Annotated in this window: 16 protein-coding genes; 7 read left to right on the top strand and 9 right to left on the bottom strand. The window is 35.5% G+C overall.

The window, feature by feature from the left end; translation table 11 throughout:
* Positions 1-47 precede the first annotated feature (47 nt).
* Genes ALLST_RS0104145 through ALLST_RS0104130 form a run of 4 tightly spaced genes read right to left on the bottom strand, consistent with a single transcriptional unit; the run spans position 48 to position 2,924 of the window.
* Complete coding sequence (locus tag ALLST_RS0104145; protein ID WP_019892822.1) at positions 48-812, bottom strand: RsmE family RNA methyltransferase; 765 nt, start codon at positions 810-812, stop codon at positions 48-50.
* On the bottom strand, positions 812-1,537 hold the full coding sequence (locus tag ALLST_RS0104140; protein WP_019892821.1) for a pseudouridine synthase: 726 nt from the start codon (positions 1,535-1,537) through the stop codon (positions 812-814). Before ALLST_RS0104140 ends, ALLST_RS0104145 begins: the two co-directional genes overlap by 1 nt.
* Positions 1,538-1,554: 17 nt before the next feature.
* Positions 1,555-2,214, bottom strand: coding sequence for an SMC-Scp complex subunit ScpB (gene scpB / locus ALLST_RS10075; protein ID WP_019892820.1), 660 nt, complete (start codon positions 2,212-2,214; stop codon positions 1,555-1,557).
* Complete coding sequence (locus ALLST_RS0104130) at positions 2,193-2,924, bottom strand: segregation and condensation protein A (protein WP_019892819.1); 732 nt, start codon at positions 2,922-2,924, stop codon at positions 2,193-2,195. The genes scpB and ALLST_RS0104130 overlap by 22 nt, the downstream gene beginning before the upstream one ends.
* A 439-nt stretch (positions 2,925-3,363) precedes the next feature.
* Between ALLST_RS0104130 and ALLST_RS0104125 the strand changes: the two genes are divergently transcribed.
* The 5 genes from ALLST_RS0104125 (at position 3,364) to ALLST_RS10070 (ending at position 7,964) form a co-directional block, all read left to right on the top strand.
* Positions 3,364-4,089, top strand: a complete 726-nt coding sequence (locus tag ALLST_RS0104125; protein ID WP_019892818.1) for an N-acetylmuramoyl-L-alanine amidase — start codon at positions 3,364-3,366, stop codon at positions 4,087-4,089.
* 34 nt (positions 4,090-4,123) lie between these two features.
* On the top strand, positions 4,124-4,654 hold the full coding sequence (locus ALLST_RS0104120) for an NUDIX hydrolase (RefSeq protein WP_019892816.1): 531 nt from the start codon (positions 4,124-4,126) through the stop codon (positions 4,652-4,654).
* Between the two features lie 228 nt (positions 4,655-4,882).
* A complete protein-coding gene (locus ALLST_RS0104115; protein ID WP_019892814.1) occupies positions 4,883-6,097 on the top strand; it encodes an ATP-grasp domain-containing protein in 1,215 nt (404 codons plus the stop codon).
* A complete protein-coding gene (locus ALLST_RS0104110) occupies positions 6,094-6,852 on the top strand; it encodes an alpha/beta hydrolase (protein ID WP_019892812.1) in 759 nt (252 codons plus the stop codon). Before ALLST_RS0104115 ends, ALLST_RS0104110 begins: the two co-directional genes overlap by 4 nt.
* Entirely contained in the window at positions 6,849-7,964 is a 1,116-nt protein-coding gene (locus ALLST_RS10070; protein ID WP_019892811.1) for a metallophosphoesterase, read from the top strand. The genes ALLST_RS0104110 and ALLST_RS10070 overlap by 4 nt, the downstream gene beginning before the upstream one ends.
* Before the next feature lie 276 nt (positions 7,965-8,240).
* Here the strand turns inward: ALLST_RS10070 and ALLST_RS0104100 are convergent, their stop codons facing one another.
* The 3 genes from ALLST_RS0104100 to ALLST_RS0104090 are packed head-to-tail and all read right to left on the bottom strand — an operon-like array spanning position 8,241 to position 11,226.
* The gene (locus ALLST_RS0104100; protein WP_019892810.1) at positions 8,241-9,449 is read right to left on the bottom strand and encodes a hypothetical protein; all 1,209 of its coding nucleotides are present in this window, start codon (positions 9,447-9,449) and stop codon (positions 8,241-8,243) included.
* Complete coding sequence (locus tag ALLST_RS0104095) at positions 9,446-10,612, bottom strand: hypothetical protein (RefSeq protein ID WP_019892809.1); 1,167 nt, start codon at positions 10,610-10,612, stop codon at positions 9,446-9,448. Before ALLST_RS0104095 ends, ALLST_RS0104100 begins: the two co-directional genes overlap by 4 nt.
* Positions 10,609-11,226, bottom strand: a complete 618-nt coding sequence (locus ALLST_RS0104090) for an ABC transporter ATP-binding protein (RefSeq protein ID WP_019892808.1) — start codon at positions 11,224-11,226, stop codon at positions 10,609-10,611. Before ALLST_RS0104090 ends, ALLST_RS0104095 begins: the two co-directional genes overlap by 4 nt.
* Positions 11,227-11,722: 496 nt before the next feature.
* On the opposite strand from ALLST_RS0104090, the gene ALLST_RS11815 reads away from it, so the two are divergent.
* Both ALLST_RS11815 and ALLST_RS10790 read left to right on the top strand, forming a co-directional pair.
* Positions 11,723-12,007 (top strand): helix-turn-helix domain-containing protein, encoded by a 285-nt coding sequence (locus ALLST_RS11815; protein ID WP_211215115.1) that lies wholly within the window; start codon positions 11,723-11,725, stop codon positions 12,005-12,007.
* A gap of 4 nt (positions 12,008-12,011) precedes the next feature.
* Positions 12,012-12,686 (top strand): IS30 family transposase, encoded by a 675-nt coding sequence (locus ALLST_RS10790; protein WP_211215125.1) that lies wholly within the window; start codon positions 12,012-12,014, stop codon positions 12,684-12,686.
* A 310-nt stretch (positions 12,687-12,996) separates the two neighbouring features.
* Here the strand turns inward: ALLST_RS10790 and ALLST_RS0104075 are convergent, their stop codons facing one another.
* Together ALLST_RS0104075 and ALLST_RS0104070 are read right to left on the bottom strand one after the other, a co-directional pair.
* A complete protein-coding gene (locus ALLST_RS0104075; RefSeq protein ID WP_019892805.1) occupies positions 12,997-14,079 on the bottom strand; it encodes a threonine aldolase family protein in 1,083 nt (360 codons plus the stop codon).
* A gap of 156 nt (positions 14,080-14,235) precedes the next feature.
* Positions 14,236-15,855: an alpha-amylase family glycosyl hydrolase gene (locus ALLST_RS0104070; RefSeq protein ID WP_019892804.1), complete on the bottom strand. Its 1,620-nt coding sequence runs from the start codon at positions 15,853-15,855 to the stop codon at positions 14,236-14,238.
* Positions 15,856-16,349 lie beyond the last annotated feature (494 nt).

Here is a 16,349-nt window from a genome sequence, read left to right as displayed (position 1 = left end):
TTCTTGTAAAAAAAGTTTGCTTAAGACACAAATGTCTTTGGCAAACTTTATTGTATCTCTTTTGTTTCAATTTCTTTGTCGACAAGCTTTTTTGCTAAATTTGTCGAATAAGCATATTGCGCTGTCGCACAAACATAACAAGCTGCTGTTTCAGCTCGTAAAATGTTTTCTCCTAAAGAACAAAGAACAAAACCCTTTTCTTCTAACGCCATTGCTTCTTGTGCTGTAATTCCACCTTCTGGACCAATCACAAATGTGACAGACTGATCAATTTTGTTCAGTGTGCAACAAATATGATCTTCTAGCGCCTCTTTTTCCCAAGCACAAACATTCATCTGACTTTTATAGCGATCTAATTCCTGAATGGTACAAATAGGCTCAATTTGGACTAAATCTGTGCGATTCGATTGTTGACACGCTCCTTGGCAAATTGCTTGCCAGCGCTCTAATTTTCGGCCTGCTTTTTTGGGTTCGATTTGAATCATCGTGTTTTTAGATGTAAATGGAACAATACGACTCACACCAAGTTCTGTCGCTTTTTGCAACATCCATTCCCATTTGTCCGCTTTAATTAAAGCTGCACATAATGTGATGTCTAATTTTCCTTGATTTTGATTATCGAGTTTTTCAACAATTTCAATCCATGGTTTCGTTTGCACATGACCATAAAACAATTGATGATCACAATCAACAATGCGAATTGTTTCTTTAGAGGTTGTACGCGTGACATCGAAAAGATGATGAGCAGTTTTTTCATCCAGTTCAACGACATCGCCAACATTTAATGGTTTTGCATAAAAAACTTGTTTCACTAGTTTTTCTCCTCGCTCATGGCAATGAGTTTGCGCACATCATAAGGTTTTAAACGACGACATTCCCCTGGTCTTAAATCATCCACCGTCACAAAGCCAAAACGAGAACGATGTAAACGACGCACTTGATGACCTAATGCAGCCATCATGTTTTTTACTTGGTGATTATGTCCTTCATAAATCGTTAAATCTAATAACATGCGATCACGAGCAAAGTCTGTATTTTTAATAAAGACTTTAGCGGAGGCAAACTTTTCGCCATTATGGGTAAACCCGCGGCGTAATTTTTTGACATCTTCATCACTTAAGATGCCTTGCAAGTTAATTTCGTAGGTTTTAGGCAAATGATAACGTGGATGTGTCATTTTATTCGCAAAAGCACCATCGTTGGTCATCAGCAAAACGCCAGATGTATCGTAGTCCAAACGCCCGACGGGAAAAAGGCGAGCTCCACTTGGAACGTAATCCATAACCGTTTTGCGATCTTTATCATCTTTAGCGGTTGTTACACAACCTTTAGGTTTATTGAGAACGTAATAAACTTTTTCTTCTTTGGATAACAATTGCCCATCCACCATAATGCGATCGCTTGGATAAACTTTGGTCCCTAAAATGGAAACAGTCTTTCCGTTTACTTTGACTTTACCTGCCAAAATTAATTCTTCTGCTTTGCGACGAGAACATACACCCGATTGGGCAATAACTTTTTGAAGACGTTCTTGCATGATCACTCATTCCTTTCTTAGTTATCCTGATTTTGTTCTTGAGTTTGTGAAGTTTGTACATTGTCTTGTTGTTCTTGCTGATTTTGTTCAGTGAGATCTTCTTGATGAACTTCACTAAAATCTGGTTGGTAGAACAAATTATCTGGTCCTTGTTTTTGTTCTGTTTGTGGTAGATCTTCTAAGCTTTCTAAACCAAATGTATCATAAAAGCGTGCGCTGACTTGATATAAAAGTGGTCGTCCAATCGTTTCTTTATGACCACACGTTTCAATTAAATCTCGAGCTTGTAGCTTTTTAAGCATCATCTCACTGGATACACCACGAATATCATCGATTTCAACACGCGTAATTGGTTGGCGATAAGCAACTAAAGAAAGGACTTCCATCGCTGCAGCGGAAAGCGTGTTATTTTGGGCTTTAGCATACAATCTTGATGCATAGGGATAGACTGATTCTTTGGTCACAAATTTCCAACGGCCACCATATTTAACAAGTTCAATCCCTTTTTGTTCATCTAAGTAATCTTGGCGTAACAGTTCTAAAACGCGACCAATTTCATCGCGGGTACACTCTAAAACGGATTGAATCTGGATTAAAGACAAACCATCTTCCCCACTCGTAAAAACGAGTCCTTCAACAATTGGCTTGATCCGGTTTATAAGATTCTCTGAATCCATATTTCATCCTCCTCGTTACAATAGGCGATGGCTTGATCGGCGTGTATTAATTCAAGTAACGCTAAAAAAGTCACCACCACTTCATGAAGTGAGTGTGTATCTATTAATAATTGTTCAAAATGAATAGGCTCACTTGTAAAAATATCTAATGCGAGAATTTGCTCGATACGTTCCTCTACTGATAATTCTTTGACTTCGACTTTCGTTTCATACGGTTGCATGATTTGATAACGACGCATTACCCGTTCAAATGCACGTTGTAAATCAGCTGTTTTTAGTGATAATGGTTGCGATAAATCGGCTTGCGTAGACCAAGTATCAATTAAACTTGCTGGCGCTTTATCGATATGGGTTTGGCGTTGTTTATATTTGTCTTCTAATAATTTGGCTTCTTGTTTACAACGCTCATATTCTCGTAAGCGCATGGCCATAATTTTTGCTGGGTCTTCTTGATAGTTGTCTTCCGTATTCTCAACTTCTTTTTTGGGTAATAAGCGTTTGGATTTATATTCCATCAAGCCACAAAATTCAACAAGATATTCACTAGAAACATCTAAACCTATTTGCATCGCTTCTCGAATATACTTCACATATTGCGTTGCAAGAATTTCCAAGTTTAGTTCAAATAAATCCAGTTTTTGTTCATGGACAAGATGGAGCATTAAATCAAGCGGTCCTTCAAATTGCTCAAGATTGACATTAAATTCCATACAAGTCCTTTCTAGTGTGACAACAACTTACTAATTTTTATTTTATATAACACACAAAAGTTGTTCTTTAATTAAAGCCAAATCGTCAATACGTCTAGATGCTCTTTCCATTCAATGAAACAGACACAAAGAGTATAGGATTTGTCATTCTATATTTTAGACATTATTTCGATTGTATCAAATCGAATAAATGAGTCGGAAAAATTTGTTCACGTTTCAATTCTCGTGAAAAATCGAATCCAAGGCAATCGCTTTCATTTGCAAGTAATGATATGAAACAAAACAAACGACATCATTTATTGAAAAAAACAGTTCTTTCTTTGCGTGCTTTGACTTGATTTGTTTACAATTCATATAGCCCAATCCAATCCATATTATGGATTGAATCATACGCTGTTTTGCCCATTTGAAATCAAATCTTGAATCAGGAGGAAAATGTATGAAACGTGCAGTTGCTTTTTTATTTGTCGCCTTATTTATCCTTCTTGTTGTCGAACCCAATTTTGTCGGCAACCAAGCTGCTCGCAAAGATAAAATCCCCGTTTATGTTGATGGTTCTGCTTTAAAAACAAATAACGATGTAGAAACAAAACAAGCAACATCCCAAGCGACGATTTATATTGATCCAACAAGAGGCGGAAGCGATGTTGGTTATAGTGCCGAAAATCAAATTTCGGAAAAAGATTTATTGATGCAGCTTGCTTTATCGATTGGTAGTTCTCTAGAAAAAGCGGGTTATAAAGTCGAGTACTCACGTTGGTATGACGATGTTCCCGCTTGTTCAACAGAAGATGAATGTGAAACAATTCGTTTAACCAAAGCAAAAGAAGTAAATGCAGATTATATTTTGTCTCTCTCATTAAATCAAGACACCTCACTTCATCGTGGCTTTTCTATCTTCACTCAACCAAACAATTTAGAACTTGAAGATCTCGCTAAAGAAATGGCCAATCAAATTCGCGCAACGAGTTATACCCGTGATGAAGGAATCGACACCGATCATTACGATTCTTTTGCGATATTAAAAGATACTGAAACACCAGCTTTATTGCTCCAAATTGGATATATCACCAATCCTAACGATTACGACAAAATTTCCAATACGAAATTCCAAGCACGTATTGCTAATGCGATTACTCAAGCATTTTTAACTTGTGTCAATTAATGACATCAAGTTTATAGATAAAAGAGGTTGCCATATGAATCAAAAAGAAATTTTTAAAGGAAAAATCTTTTCCGTTTATCAAAGAGAAATGGATGTAAATGGACATATGATGTTGCGCGATTTAGTCGTTCATCCTGGAGGAGCGGCCATTTGTGTCATTGTCGATCACAAAATGTTATTCGTCCGTCAAACTAGAGCAGGCATTGGTAACGTATCGACACTCGAAATCCCTGCTGGAACCATTGATCCTAACGAAGATCCAAAAGTTTGTGCGATGCGTGAACTCAATGAAGAAACTGGCATGGAAGCGGATGATCTTTCTTTGATCACCGCCTTTTGGCCAACTCCAGGCTACGATAGCGAAGTAATTTATGTATACTCGGCAATTCATCCTCGCCAAGCCAAACATCGTCTAGCCATGGATGAAACTGAAGATATCACTCTTGAATGGATCGATCTGAATGATGCGTATCAAATGGTCAAAGCAGGCCGGATTCGCGATGGTAAAACAATTTTAGCGATCTATCACGCAAAACTTGAACAAATTGAAACAAAACAAGAATAAATTTTCATTCTTGTTTCATATTAATTTCAATCTTGTTTTTCTTCGCTTATCATTGTGTTTGATCCTAAGAGAAATCCCTTGAATGTATATCAAAGAAAACTCCAATTATTTTCTTTTGATCGTCCCCTACATCCGATGGGTAGAATGGGCCGAACTTAGTTAGATCCATTCTATTATATTCAATGGTTGAAATACATTGATACGATTGATCAATAGAAAGGAAAACACATGGAAAATTTCATTTTTATTTCCCCGAACTATCCAGATAATTATTGGATGTTTTGTCGGGGATTAAAAGAAATGGGTGCTCGTGTGCTCGCCGTAATTGACACGGACTACAACACCCTCAATCCGCAGCTTATCAAACATATTGATGAGTGTTATAAAGTTTCCTCTTTCCATAACTATGATGAAGTTTATCGTGCCGTTGCCTATTTTGCATTCAAATATGGCAAGCCAAACTGGATTGAATCCAATAACGAGGCTTGGTTAGATTTAGATGCCAAATTGCGCGATGACTTTCATGTCACTTCTGGATTTAGCTATAAACAAATCCATATATTTCAATCAAAGTCTGCGATGAAATCTTATTATGAAAAAGCAGGACTTGCAGTTGCACCTTATTGTTTAGTTTCGTCTTTAGACCAAGCGAAAACATTTGCGAATCAATACGGTTGGAATCTTGTTTTAAAACCAGATGTCGGTGTCGGTTCAAGCCATACATGGCATATCCATAATGAACATGAACTTGAACAATATTGGAATCAAGCCGAATCTTTGAATATTCAAATGATTCTTGAAGAATTCATCGATGGACATGTCACCACATTAGATGGAATTGCCGATGCCAAAGGAAATATTCGTTTTCTTTGTTCAATGGACTATGTGTCAAATTGTATGGATTCTGTCCAAAATCACGACTCAGTCGGCTCTTATTACAACTTTCTTGTTGATCAAGAACGTAAAGAAGTCGCCCAACGCGTGATCAATTCCTTTGGTATTAAAAACCGCTTTTTCCATGGTGAATATTTTGAATTAAAGCATGATCAAGAAGGAATCGGTAAAAAAGGAGATCTTGTTGCGTTAGAAATGAACTTCAGACCACCTGGAGGATTCTGTCCTGATTTAATCAATTATTCATACAACGAAGATATTTATCGTTTATGGGCAGAAGTATTATTAAAACAAGAATGCGCTATGCATGAAAAAGCCGACTATTCCGCTGGTTTTATTGGACGTCGTACGGGTGTGGATTACGTTAATTCTTTAGAGATGCTGATGGAAAAATACGAAAAAGAACTACTCGGTGTAGAAGTTTTACCGCCGGCATTTGCGAGTGCAATGGGCAATGTCACAATCAAAGCTCGTTTTACAGATGAAGATCGTCGTAACGAATTTTTTAAAGACTCCTTTGCTCGCAAATCCGATATTAATCCCGAATGATTGTAAAATTTGATTTATTTTCCACTCAGCTCGAACGAAATATCAAAATCCACATGTATTTACCGGATGATTACATCTCATCACAAGAAACTTATCCTGTTCTTTACATGTTTGATGGACATAACTTGTTCTTTGATGAAGATGCAACATTTGGTCGTTCATGGCGTATGTTAAATCCACTCTATGAACTGGAAAAGAAAATTATTGTTGTTGGTTTAGAGTGCAATCACAATGGCAACGAACGAGTCAGTGAATATGCACCTTATCCTTTCTACGACCCCGAATTTGATGAAACAATCGAGGCAAAAGGCAAACAAACTATGGATTTTATCGTTGATACGCTAAAACCCTACATCGATTTGCACTTTCCTACGATTCCAAATCGTATGAACACTTGGATTGCTGGTTCAAGTTGTGGAGGGTTAATGGCAATCTATGCACTCTGTATGTATTCGCAATATTTTTCACGTGTCGTTGCCTTATCTCCATATGTGTTACCGATTCACACTTCCCTTTTTTATACGGCTAAAAAAAGTCATATTAAAATGCCAAGTGGCTTATATGTTTCGTGGGGCGCACATGAAGGAAGTACTGGCCATGAGTTTATTTCAGAAACAAAGGTGTTAACTGAATTAGCAAATATTTTATTAAAAAAAGGCGTTCACATTCAATTTGATGTTCAACCTTATGGTGAACACTGTGAAGCCTCTTGGGAAGAAATCACGCCCCAATTTTTGAGGTATTTAATTAAATGAATAGAAAACCTGTAGTACAGAACTTAGATTATTTTCAAGGGCGAACAATCGCAATTTCCGATATTCACGGTGCCCTTGATACTTATCGTAAATTACTTGCGAAAGTAGATTATGACCCTGAGGAAGACCGCCTCATTCTTGTTGGTGATTTAATCGAAAAAGGTCCACAAAATTTAGAAACTTTGCGTTTTATTATGAAGCAAGCTCGTGAAGATAAAGAGTTTTATGCTTTAATGGGCAACAATGACTTCGTTGCTAAAAACGTTTTGTATTCCTATCGCTTAGACTTTTTAAAGAGCGTTTTACTTCAGCGAAAAGCCTCATTGATTCATGAGATGATCGCTGAATCAGGACTCGAACCGCTTAACGAAAACACTGATATGGATCAGCTATGTATGCAGCTAAGAAAACGATACTTAGCTGAGCTCTCATTTTTAAATGATTTACCCCATGTCATCACGACTCCAACGACCATTTTTGCTCATTCCGGGATCTCGAATGAAGAAACATTTGCAGATGATTTTAAAGACATTATGACGCGTTTCCAATTCGAAAAAGAAGATCACCAATTCAATCGCATGGTGGTTGTTGGGCATACGCCAGTCAGTGAATATTGCTCTTTTTTCCCTGAGTTTAACCCTCGCTATGATCGTCGAAAAAACATTTATTCGATCGATGGTGGAAACGTACTAAAAAAATCAGGACAACTCAATGCCCTGATTTTGCGAAGAAATTTCATGCGTACAGTCAATACCGATGATTTACCTAAAGTTCGTGTCTTGCATACAACACAACCAAAAAACGAAGGATCCTTTTTCATCAACCATACGAACAGTAAAGTTGACATAGTTGAACGAGGTGAAAAGGAATCTTACGTATATTCTGACCATTTACACCGTCATGTCTGGATCGATAATGACTTTATCGTGAACGGATTTGCATCAAACTATACAAATTACGAATTGCCTTTACAAGCTGGTACAACCGTCCATTTAGTGAATATTTGGAATGATCGTGCCCAAGTTAAACACCATGGTGTAATGGGATGGACTGATCTTTCCAATCTTCTTTATGATCCAATTCTTGAAGAAGATGAGTTTGATTTTTCTTAATTCAATTTCAAAACATCAATCAAAAAAAGAATGTTCTTCATCACGGAACATTCTTTTCTTTTGCGAAAATGAGATTTAAATTTTTTATCCAAAAGACAAATCCCACACAGCTTTACTTAGAACCACTTTTTTAATTAAGTCGCAAAATCTCACATGGTGTTACATAGATTCCAAAAGTTTATTGGCATCATGGCTAACTTAAAAAGGTTAACAAGCCAGGTAAATGTGAATGATCATGATTACATCTACTCGTGATTTGTTAACCAAAGTCAACCTCTATTTTTTCGTATAACATTTTCTAAAAGCAGCCATTGATCTATTTAGACTGGAATCCTTCTTTTGTAAAAACAACAAGAACCCAAATTCAAGGACACTCCATATCGTTAATGCAATCGTTCCAGTATTAAAAGATAAACTCATATTGTTCCACTTATTCGCCAACGCTCCATTCAAAATGTCAATGAAATGGAGATAAGTTGTCGGCAAAAACTGCGCAATCGGTTGAAGTAACCCGATAAAATTCGGTAAATATGGCAGACCAATGATGAAGCACAATAAACTTAACAACAATGAAACTTCTTCACGAACAAACCGAGAAATGAGATACGTAAAGATATTCATGTGAATCACGAATAAAACTATAAGTGCTCCCCATTGCATAAATAAAGTTTGAACTGGAATAACCTGCAAAATATCATTTAAGCGTTCAATGATCACTGGATAATTCAGTCCCGTATTCATCGTCACGATTGATGAAAGTAAAAACGAAAACGCGACAAGCACAAAAACAATCCCAAGCGAGATCATGATTCCGAGTGCCAACTTTAACACCAACAATTTAAACTGGTTGATCGGGAATAAATTGCTGATGGAAATATTTTTATCATCATCAAATGTATAGAGCTGAGTAATCACGTAAATACACGTTGCGATCATCAAAATCGGCAAAAAGAATTGAACGAGCGATGTCGTAAATGTAAAACCAAATATTGGAAAATCTTGGTTTTCATACTCCAGATGATTTTCGGCTAGGTATTCAATATATTGTTTTTGTTTATTCATACCCGCCAATATCGTGTCATATTCTCCTTCTTGTTGGGATGTCTGCAAAGTATTATTCATGATCTCAATTTGTTCATCTAAAAGCTTTCCGTATTGGGCATAGAATTTTGTCCACTCTTGCGCTTCAAATAAATCGATTGCTTTTTGATACTCAATAACATTCAAGTCATTGTTCTTCGTATGATCTTGATACAATTGATATTCTTCACTTGCTGGGTCTAAAGTTTCCATCACTTTCGTGATTTTTTCGTTATCTTCTTCAAATATAGCGATTTGCGAAGTTAACGTTTCGCTCAATGTATTTTGTGAGCGCAAATTCATCACAAAAAGCACAGAGACAATTCCCATGCAAAACAAAAGGATCATGTAGTTTGATTTGCGTTTTGCGAGTCGTTTCAATGCAAAATTTAAATAAGCACTCAAACTACCACTTCCTTAGAACGCTTTTGAATCCAATAATAAATTCCCATCAACATAAGATTACTGATCACAAGAACAATTGTTCCGAACATAAAATTCACTTGCGGATTAGAGGTCGTGGTCATCAACTCTTGGGTTACGATTTGAATCGGATTCAAGTAAGTAAATGGCAAGAATTGCATAAAAGAATGCAAAGGAGCGATCTCTTGTACACACCACATCAATCCTCCAACTACAATCAAACTCACAAAAAAGCACGTCATCTGCTTCGTCATCCATCGTGAAAACACAGCAACTAAATTTACGATCAACATCATGCCCAGTATTGACAAAACTAAAAATTCAAATAGCAGTGAACCGATGGAAACAAACTTCGTTGTTCCTTCTAATGTATAGAACAAAATTGGCGTTTGAAGTCCACCTATGCTGCTGCCAATCAATCCACACAACAGGCATAACCCAAACAAGAAAAGAATAATTATCATTCCGACAATCACACCAACCAATAAACGCAACATTTGTTTAGCTAAATATGATTTTGGAATCAAGTCTTCATAGTCTAAGCCGCCAACACGACTTGAACAATAAACAAAAGAAGCAAAATACGTTAATAATAAAATCAAGATGATTGGATAGAAGTCATCAAACACTTTAATGGCATAACTCGTTCCTTGTACTGGTGCAAATCGACTATCAAATCCCAACCCGGTTGTTGACATATATTCAGAGTAATCTTGATTCGCATCTAAAATACCCAGCAAGTCAGCCCCATACATTTGCGGTGACTGACGAACAGAATTAATCATCAAATCGATTAAAGCCACATCACTTTGATAAAACTGATCCCATTTTTTTGTTTGGTAAGCTTGTACCTTTGCGGCAAGATGTTTTTCACGTTCTTGCGCAACAGTCAAATTCTGTTTCGTTTGAAGGATTTCATCTTCCGTAAGCTCTGTAGAATTGAGCAAGTTTTCGAAAATGGGGATATCTTCCCTAACCGAATTCAGTTCTTCTTGCATTGAGTATTCAGATCCATTTACTTCATCAACTGCGGCGTTATGGATGCCCACATACATAACAGGAATGAATATTGCGATCAAAAAAAACGGAATATAGTTTAACTTATTTTTAAAAACTCGTTTTAAAGTGAGAAACACATAAGTCATAAGGATACCTCACTTAATTGGTTGTTTTTAATTTGCAGGACAACATCACAATACTCGGTAATTTCATCTTTATAATGAGATGACAATAAAATCGTTTTTCCCTGTCGTTTCAAATCAATAATGACTTTAAAGAATTGGTTTCTAAAATCTTCATCTAAACCATTCGTGATTTCGTCCATAATCATATACTTCGCATCACTTGTTAAATACATTGCGATTATTAATCGTTGCTTCATACCTAGAGAATATTTCTTGATCGGAATTTTAATAAAATCTTTCATTTTCCAAGTTTCAATGATTTCATCTAGATCAACAGATGAATTCCAATGTTTTTTTACAAAACTTAAATAATCATAGCCATTTAAATTCCGATCTAACCATTCTGCCGTTTCAAAATAAAACACTTCACTTCGTTTCAATTCAACTGATTGATGGTCAAATAGAACTTTTCCACCTTGAGCTTTTCGCAAATTAACCATAGTACGAAATAAGGTTGTTTTTCCCGATCCATTAATCGCGACAATTCCATAGATTTTTTGATCTGAAAATACATAATTAACATCATTAAGAATTGTATGTCGGGTATACAAACAAATATTCTTGAGTTCGATCATAAAGCACCCACCTTCAATACGAGGTCACCTACGTTATACAGGTTTGTTTTATTCATTTTTATAATTGATTCTATTGATCAATAATAGATATTCCCGTTACTTCCATAATAATAAATAACTTGATATCGAATGTAATTCCACCCACTGCCTGCATTAATTTTAGATGCTTTTTGAACAGTCATATGCAGTGGAATATCTACATATTCATAGTCATGGTAATTTGAGTCTTGACCAGTGACAGTATTATGATCATATTTAAATGATTTAGTGACACGTAATGCGTGTACGTCGGTAACACAAGTTAATAACATTGTTAATGTCGTAACTCCAGATAGCAAATAATTTTTAATTTTTTAGTCATATTATTTTTCTCCTATATTATGTTTTTTCAAAGGTGAATTATCGTAATAAGTGCAACACTTAATAACACAAAAAAGTCCATGGATTCTAATGTTAAAATGTGAGTGACCAAACAAACATATAACAGGAGAACTCCATGAACTATAAGCATCTTACCATAAACGAAAGAGTTGTAATATCTCAATTAAAATCCAGTGGTTATTCCATACGGAAGATCGCTAAGTTTTTAGATAGAAGTCCCAGTACAATTTCTAGAGAGTTAAAAAGGAATAGTATCCAAAAAGGCAAAAAGAAGCCTAAAGCTTTCTACTCGGCTGCTATAGCTCAAGATAAATATATTGCTCACAAATCTAAGTGTGGCCGTAAATGTATCGACAAAGAATCTCTCGTATCCTATTTAAAAGAGAAAATAGAAGCCTGAACAAATCTCAAATAGAAAAAATAAGGATTTACATATCCCTTCTACATCAACGATATATCGCATGATTAATCAAAAGCGATTAGGCTTGATTACGATGAAGCAGTTACGACGAAAAGGAAAATTTAAACGTCCTGCTGAAACACGCGGAAGATTTAATGATGGAGGAAGAACAATCAAGAAAAGAGCTAAGGAGATATACAAACGCAATGAATTAGGTCATTGGGAAGGTGATACTGTAGAATCTGGAAGAATTGGTCATACAAGAAAATCAAAATATTGTTTTGTCACACTTGCTGAGCGAAAATCCAGACTTTATATAGCGATTAAAGTCCCAAATAGAACATCAAAAGAAGTCACCCCTGCCATTATACAAGCGTTAAGAGACTATCCAGATGATTTGGTAAAGACAATCACCTTCGACAGAGGAAAAGAATTTTCGGGATACGAAGAAATAGAAAAAGAATTAAACTGCAAAACGTATTTTTGTGATCCATACTGCGCATGGCAAAAAGGAACAAATGAAAATACAAACGGTCTATTGAGAGAGTTTTATCCCAAAGGTATGGATTTAGAAGAAGTTGATGAAAACGAATTATCCAACAATATAGAATTACTCAATAATAGACCGAGAAAATGTTTGGGTTACAAAACACCAAATGAAGTGATGAACTCACATTAAATGTTGCGTTTAATTTGATAATTCACCCAAAATATAAATTCGTTTGTATTAAATTCTTATAATAGCCAATTGGTATACGTCTCCAATCTATTATAGTAATATCATTAGATTGAACATAACGTTAAACATAATATCATTACTATCTTTTATCAATTTTATTTTATCATAACTCGATTTGTATACCCATTTTTTCTAAAAAAATGCCAACATGACCTTTATAAATACCAAGCTAGCCAGTTCCTTGATTTCTTGCAAAAAAGGCATCAAAAAAAGGAGATCCATTCATACAAATGGTCTCCCTGGTAGGATTTTATTCTTCCGTTACTTCTTCTTTGTCTTGTAAATCTTCATCATTTTTCTTTGATAAATCCATTGCTAATTGCAAATATTGACAAAGAGTAGAAACAGCAGTTTTGGAAGTGTTCCAACTTGTCACAAGACGGATCACAATATTTTCATCCCAATTTGTCCAAATTTCAAAATCTACTTTATCTTTTAAGTAATCAAACTGCGCTTGATCTAAAACCAAGAACAGTTGGTTTGTCGTAGTTTTCATAAATAATGGATAGCCCAAACGAAGAGCTTCATTTTGGATAATCGAAGCTAAATCGTTAGCATATTTTGCATAATGATAAAAATCATCATGTTCAAATAAGCCAATAAACTGTAAACCTAATAACCAACCTTTTGCTAAAATAGCACCTGATTGTTTTTGGATCAATCTGAAATGAGGTTTTAAGGCATCATTGGTAATCACAACTGCCTCACCAAAAAGAGCACCGTTTTTGGTTCCACCAATCCAGAATAAGTCAGCCCACTTAGCGATATCGTTTAATGTATAATCAATGCCACTCATTAAAGCTTGTGCCATACGAGCACCATCAATCATGAGATACATATCATTTTCTTTGCAGATAGCCGAAATTTCTTCTAATTCTGTACGTGTATAAACCGTTCCAAGTTCAGTCGCATTGGAAATATAAACTAACTTTGGAATAAGATAGGAACTTTCATCATTCACAATGTTGTGGATTGCTTTACGTAATGCCATTGCCGTCAATTTTCCTGAGCTTGCTGGCATTGTAATAATTTTATGACCACTTGCTTCAATTGCTCCACCTTCATGTGTAGCAATATGTGCTGAATCTGTAGCGATCACAACTTCAAATGGACGCAAAACGTGGCGAATCATCACCACATTCGTTAATGTTCCTGAAGCAATGAAGTGAATATCTGCTGGCGTATCTGGTAATTTAGATTGAATGAGTTGAGCTGCACGGGCGCAGTAATCATCTGTTCCATAACCTGGATTTTGTTCTTCATTTTTTTCTTGTAATAGTTTTAAAATTGGTTCGATACATCCTTCTCCGTAGTCATTACGAAAGAAAATCATATGTTACTCCTCTCTTCCTCCTCGAAAACCATGCAAAGCGAGGTGGGGTATATCTTTCTTCAAAACTAAATTGATGATTCTTTACATTTCGTTGCTTTAGAAAATAAAGGCAACCTGAACATTATATCCAATAATACCCTTGTTTATTCAGTGCGATTATTTTAATAAAGCCATTGAATAAGCAGGAAGAATCAATTTGTTGTTTTCTAGTTTAATTTCTTGATCACCTGTTAATAACACACCACCAAGTTCTGCTGGTAAATCAGAAATCGTTACAGTTGATAAATCAACTTCTTGTTGCGCATTTGATAAGTTAAAAACAAGTACAGATTGTGAATCATTGGCATAACGGTCAAGAACTAGAACTTGATCTGTCGATAATTCTTGGGAAACGGTCGGATTAGCACGAGTAATTGAATCAAAAGAATCACGTAATCTTACCGCTTGTAAAAAGAAATTCAAAATTGAATCTCCATTTTCACGTTGTTGTCTTACATTTTCAAATTTAGGTTGTGTTTGATCGGATTCACTTTGCGAATCTTCATTTTTCGTTTCGCTTGAACTTTGTGCGTCATCCTCAATTGCACTGACGATCGAGTTTGATTGATCCGAAGTGAATCCAAGTTCATCGCCCACATTAATCATCACTTGGCTATTGAGCATCAATTCAATCGCAAGAATCATTTTATATTGGGCAATACGATCTTCAGATTTTAATAAATCCATAGATCCATCTTCATGACCTAAAAAATAAGCTGTCATATTTTGTGTACGCAAACTATTTTGTTCAATCAAATTTCCTAATTCACGTGCACTGATAGATCCAGTAGCTGCTTTTGCGACATATCCTTCAGCTCCTGATGCAGTCAAATCAGCTGCATACATTGGAACTTCTGCAATAGGATCGTTCCATGAGCTATAAGAGAATACATTGACAGATTCTGGCTTTCTTTCTTTACAAATAGAGTCAAACCACTTCAAGAAATCCGCAGATTTTTGATCGTTGTTGGCAACAAGACCGTTAGAATCTGGAATATAAAATCCTGTCACTCCTAAAGCAAAATAATGCTCAATAGCGTTGATGATAAACTGTTTCCAAACTTGGTTATCTAAGTTGATCCGTGGAATATCGCTGTTAGGAAGGGACATGTAATAGTATGGAGTCTGGCCGATTCTCGTCCAACCATCTTGTCCTTCTTTATCTTTTTCCAAGAAAAATTCATCCGCTAAGATTTTATCCACAACATATGGATCTTCGTCTTCTTTGAGATTGCTGACAAGTTGAATCATTGCTTTAAATTGCGAATTATTCTTAGAAATAGTGCCTAAATCAAGTGTCAGAAGAACAGGCATATTTAAAGAGTTAGCTTTAGTGCATAATGCGGATAAATCGTCGTCACTACCAATAGTAGGATTTAATTTCGTAAGTTCACTCACTGCATATGTATCATCAACTTTGAGAATATTTTTTAATAAAATTCCTGTCATCGAAAGATCTTTTTCATTGTCTTGTGGATTACCATCAGAAAAATATTCCATTTCTTGAATCACTGTTTTAAAAGTTCCTGGTGTTCCAGAGTAGCGATCGGTAAAGAGAGTTGGATCAATTTGATACCAAACGCGCATATCTTTATGACCATCTACTACACTAGAGGAGTTAATTTTATTCATCAGTGTCAGAGCACTCGTTGTTTGTTGTTGTTGAGTTTGGCACCCTGTCAAAGAAAAAAGCATCATTGCAGAGATTGCCATGGCAAAAAGTTTATTCATTTTCATATGAGATATCCTTTGTGTTTATATGTCGATTATAACGAATATTTTTTCATTTTATTTAAAAAGCAAAAAAATATCTATAATTTCAGATTGAAGTAAAAACATAAATTGAAAGAGTATTGTTGCTTAAAGACAAATCAAAAAACTTAAAAATAATTGGTTGATCGAATGTCTTCTCTTCAAATGTAGTCTGTTCAAAATTTGAAATTGGAAATAAAAAACGATACGGAAGACAAAGCCATCGTAAAAATGAGAGGCTAGAAAACTGTATAAAAGAATGATTAAAAGAAATATAAAAACATTCGGTTCTTTTTGATCCCTGACAAAGTCATTGCCATCATTAATCATTCTTCTTCAGTCTTCATTATTCATTTTACCATTGAACGCGTTCACGTTGGGCAATTATGCATATATAGGCGCGCGAATTATCGTTTACGTCGATAAAAAAGCGACCATTTGGTCGCTTCTATTCGAGTTATAGTGTAAAAAGATAAAGG

Origin of the sequence: Allobaculum stercoricanis DSM 13633 (assembly GCF_000384195.1) — a bacterium.
Lineage (GTDB): Bacteria > Bacillota_I > Bacilli_A > Erysipelotrichales > Erysipelotrichaceae > Allobaculum > Allobaculum stercoricanis.
This window is presented reverse-complemented; position numbering and strand designations above follow the sequence as displayed.

Coding starts and splice junctions, on each gene's coding strand:
- ALLST_RS0104140 (WP_019892821.1), bottom strand. CDS start 1,537: ATGCAAGAACGTCTTCAAAAAGTTATTGCCCAATCGGGTGTATGTTCT.
- scpB (WP_019892820.1), bottom strand. CDS start 2,214: ATGGATTCAGAGAATCTTATAAACCGGATCAAGCCAATTGTTGAAGGA.
- ALLST_RS0104130 (WP_019892819.1), bottom strand. CDS start 2,924: ATGGAATTTAATGTCAATCTTGAGCAATTTGAAGGACCGCTTGATTTA.
- ALLST_RS0104125 (WP_019892818.1), top strand. CDS start 3,364: ATGAAACGTGCAGTTGCTTTTTTATTTGTCGCCTTATTTATCCTTCTT.
- ALLST_RS0104120 (WP_019892816.1), top strand. CDS start 4,124: ATGAATCAAAAAGAAATTTTTAAAGGAAAAATCTTTTCCGTTTATCAA.
- ALLST_RS0104115 (WP_019892814.1), top strand. CDS start 4,883: ATGGAAAATTTCATTTTTATTTCCCCGAACTATCCAGATAATTATTGG.
- ALLST_RS0104110 (WP_019892812.1), top strand. CDS start 6,094: ATGATTGTAAAATTTGATTTATTTTCCACTCAGCTCGAACGAAATATC.
- ALLST_RS10070 (WP_019892811.1), top strand. CDS start 6,849: ATGAATAGAAAACCTGTAGTACAGAACTTAGATTATTTTCAAGGGCGA.
- ALLST_RS0104095 (WP_019892809.1), bottom strand. CDS start 10,612: ATGACTTATGTGTTTCTCACTTTAAAACGAGTTTTTAAAAATAAGTTA.
- ALLST_RS0104090 (WP_019892808.1), bottom strand. CDS start 11,226: ATGATCGAACTCAAGAATATTTGTTTGTATACCCGACATACAATTCTT.
- ALLST_RS11815 (WP_211215115.1), top strand. CDS start 11,723: ATGAACTATAAGCATCTTACCATAAACGAAAGAGTTGTAATATCTCAA.
- ALLST_RS0104075 (WP_019892805.1), bottom strand. CDS start 14,079: ATGATTTTCTTTCGTAATGACTACGGAGAAGGATGTATCGAACCAATT.
- ALLST_RS0104070 (WP_019892804.1), bottom strand. CDS start 15,855: ATGAAAATGAATAAACTTTTTGCCATGGCAATCTCTGCAATGATGCTT.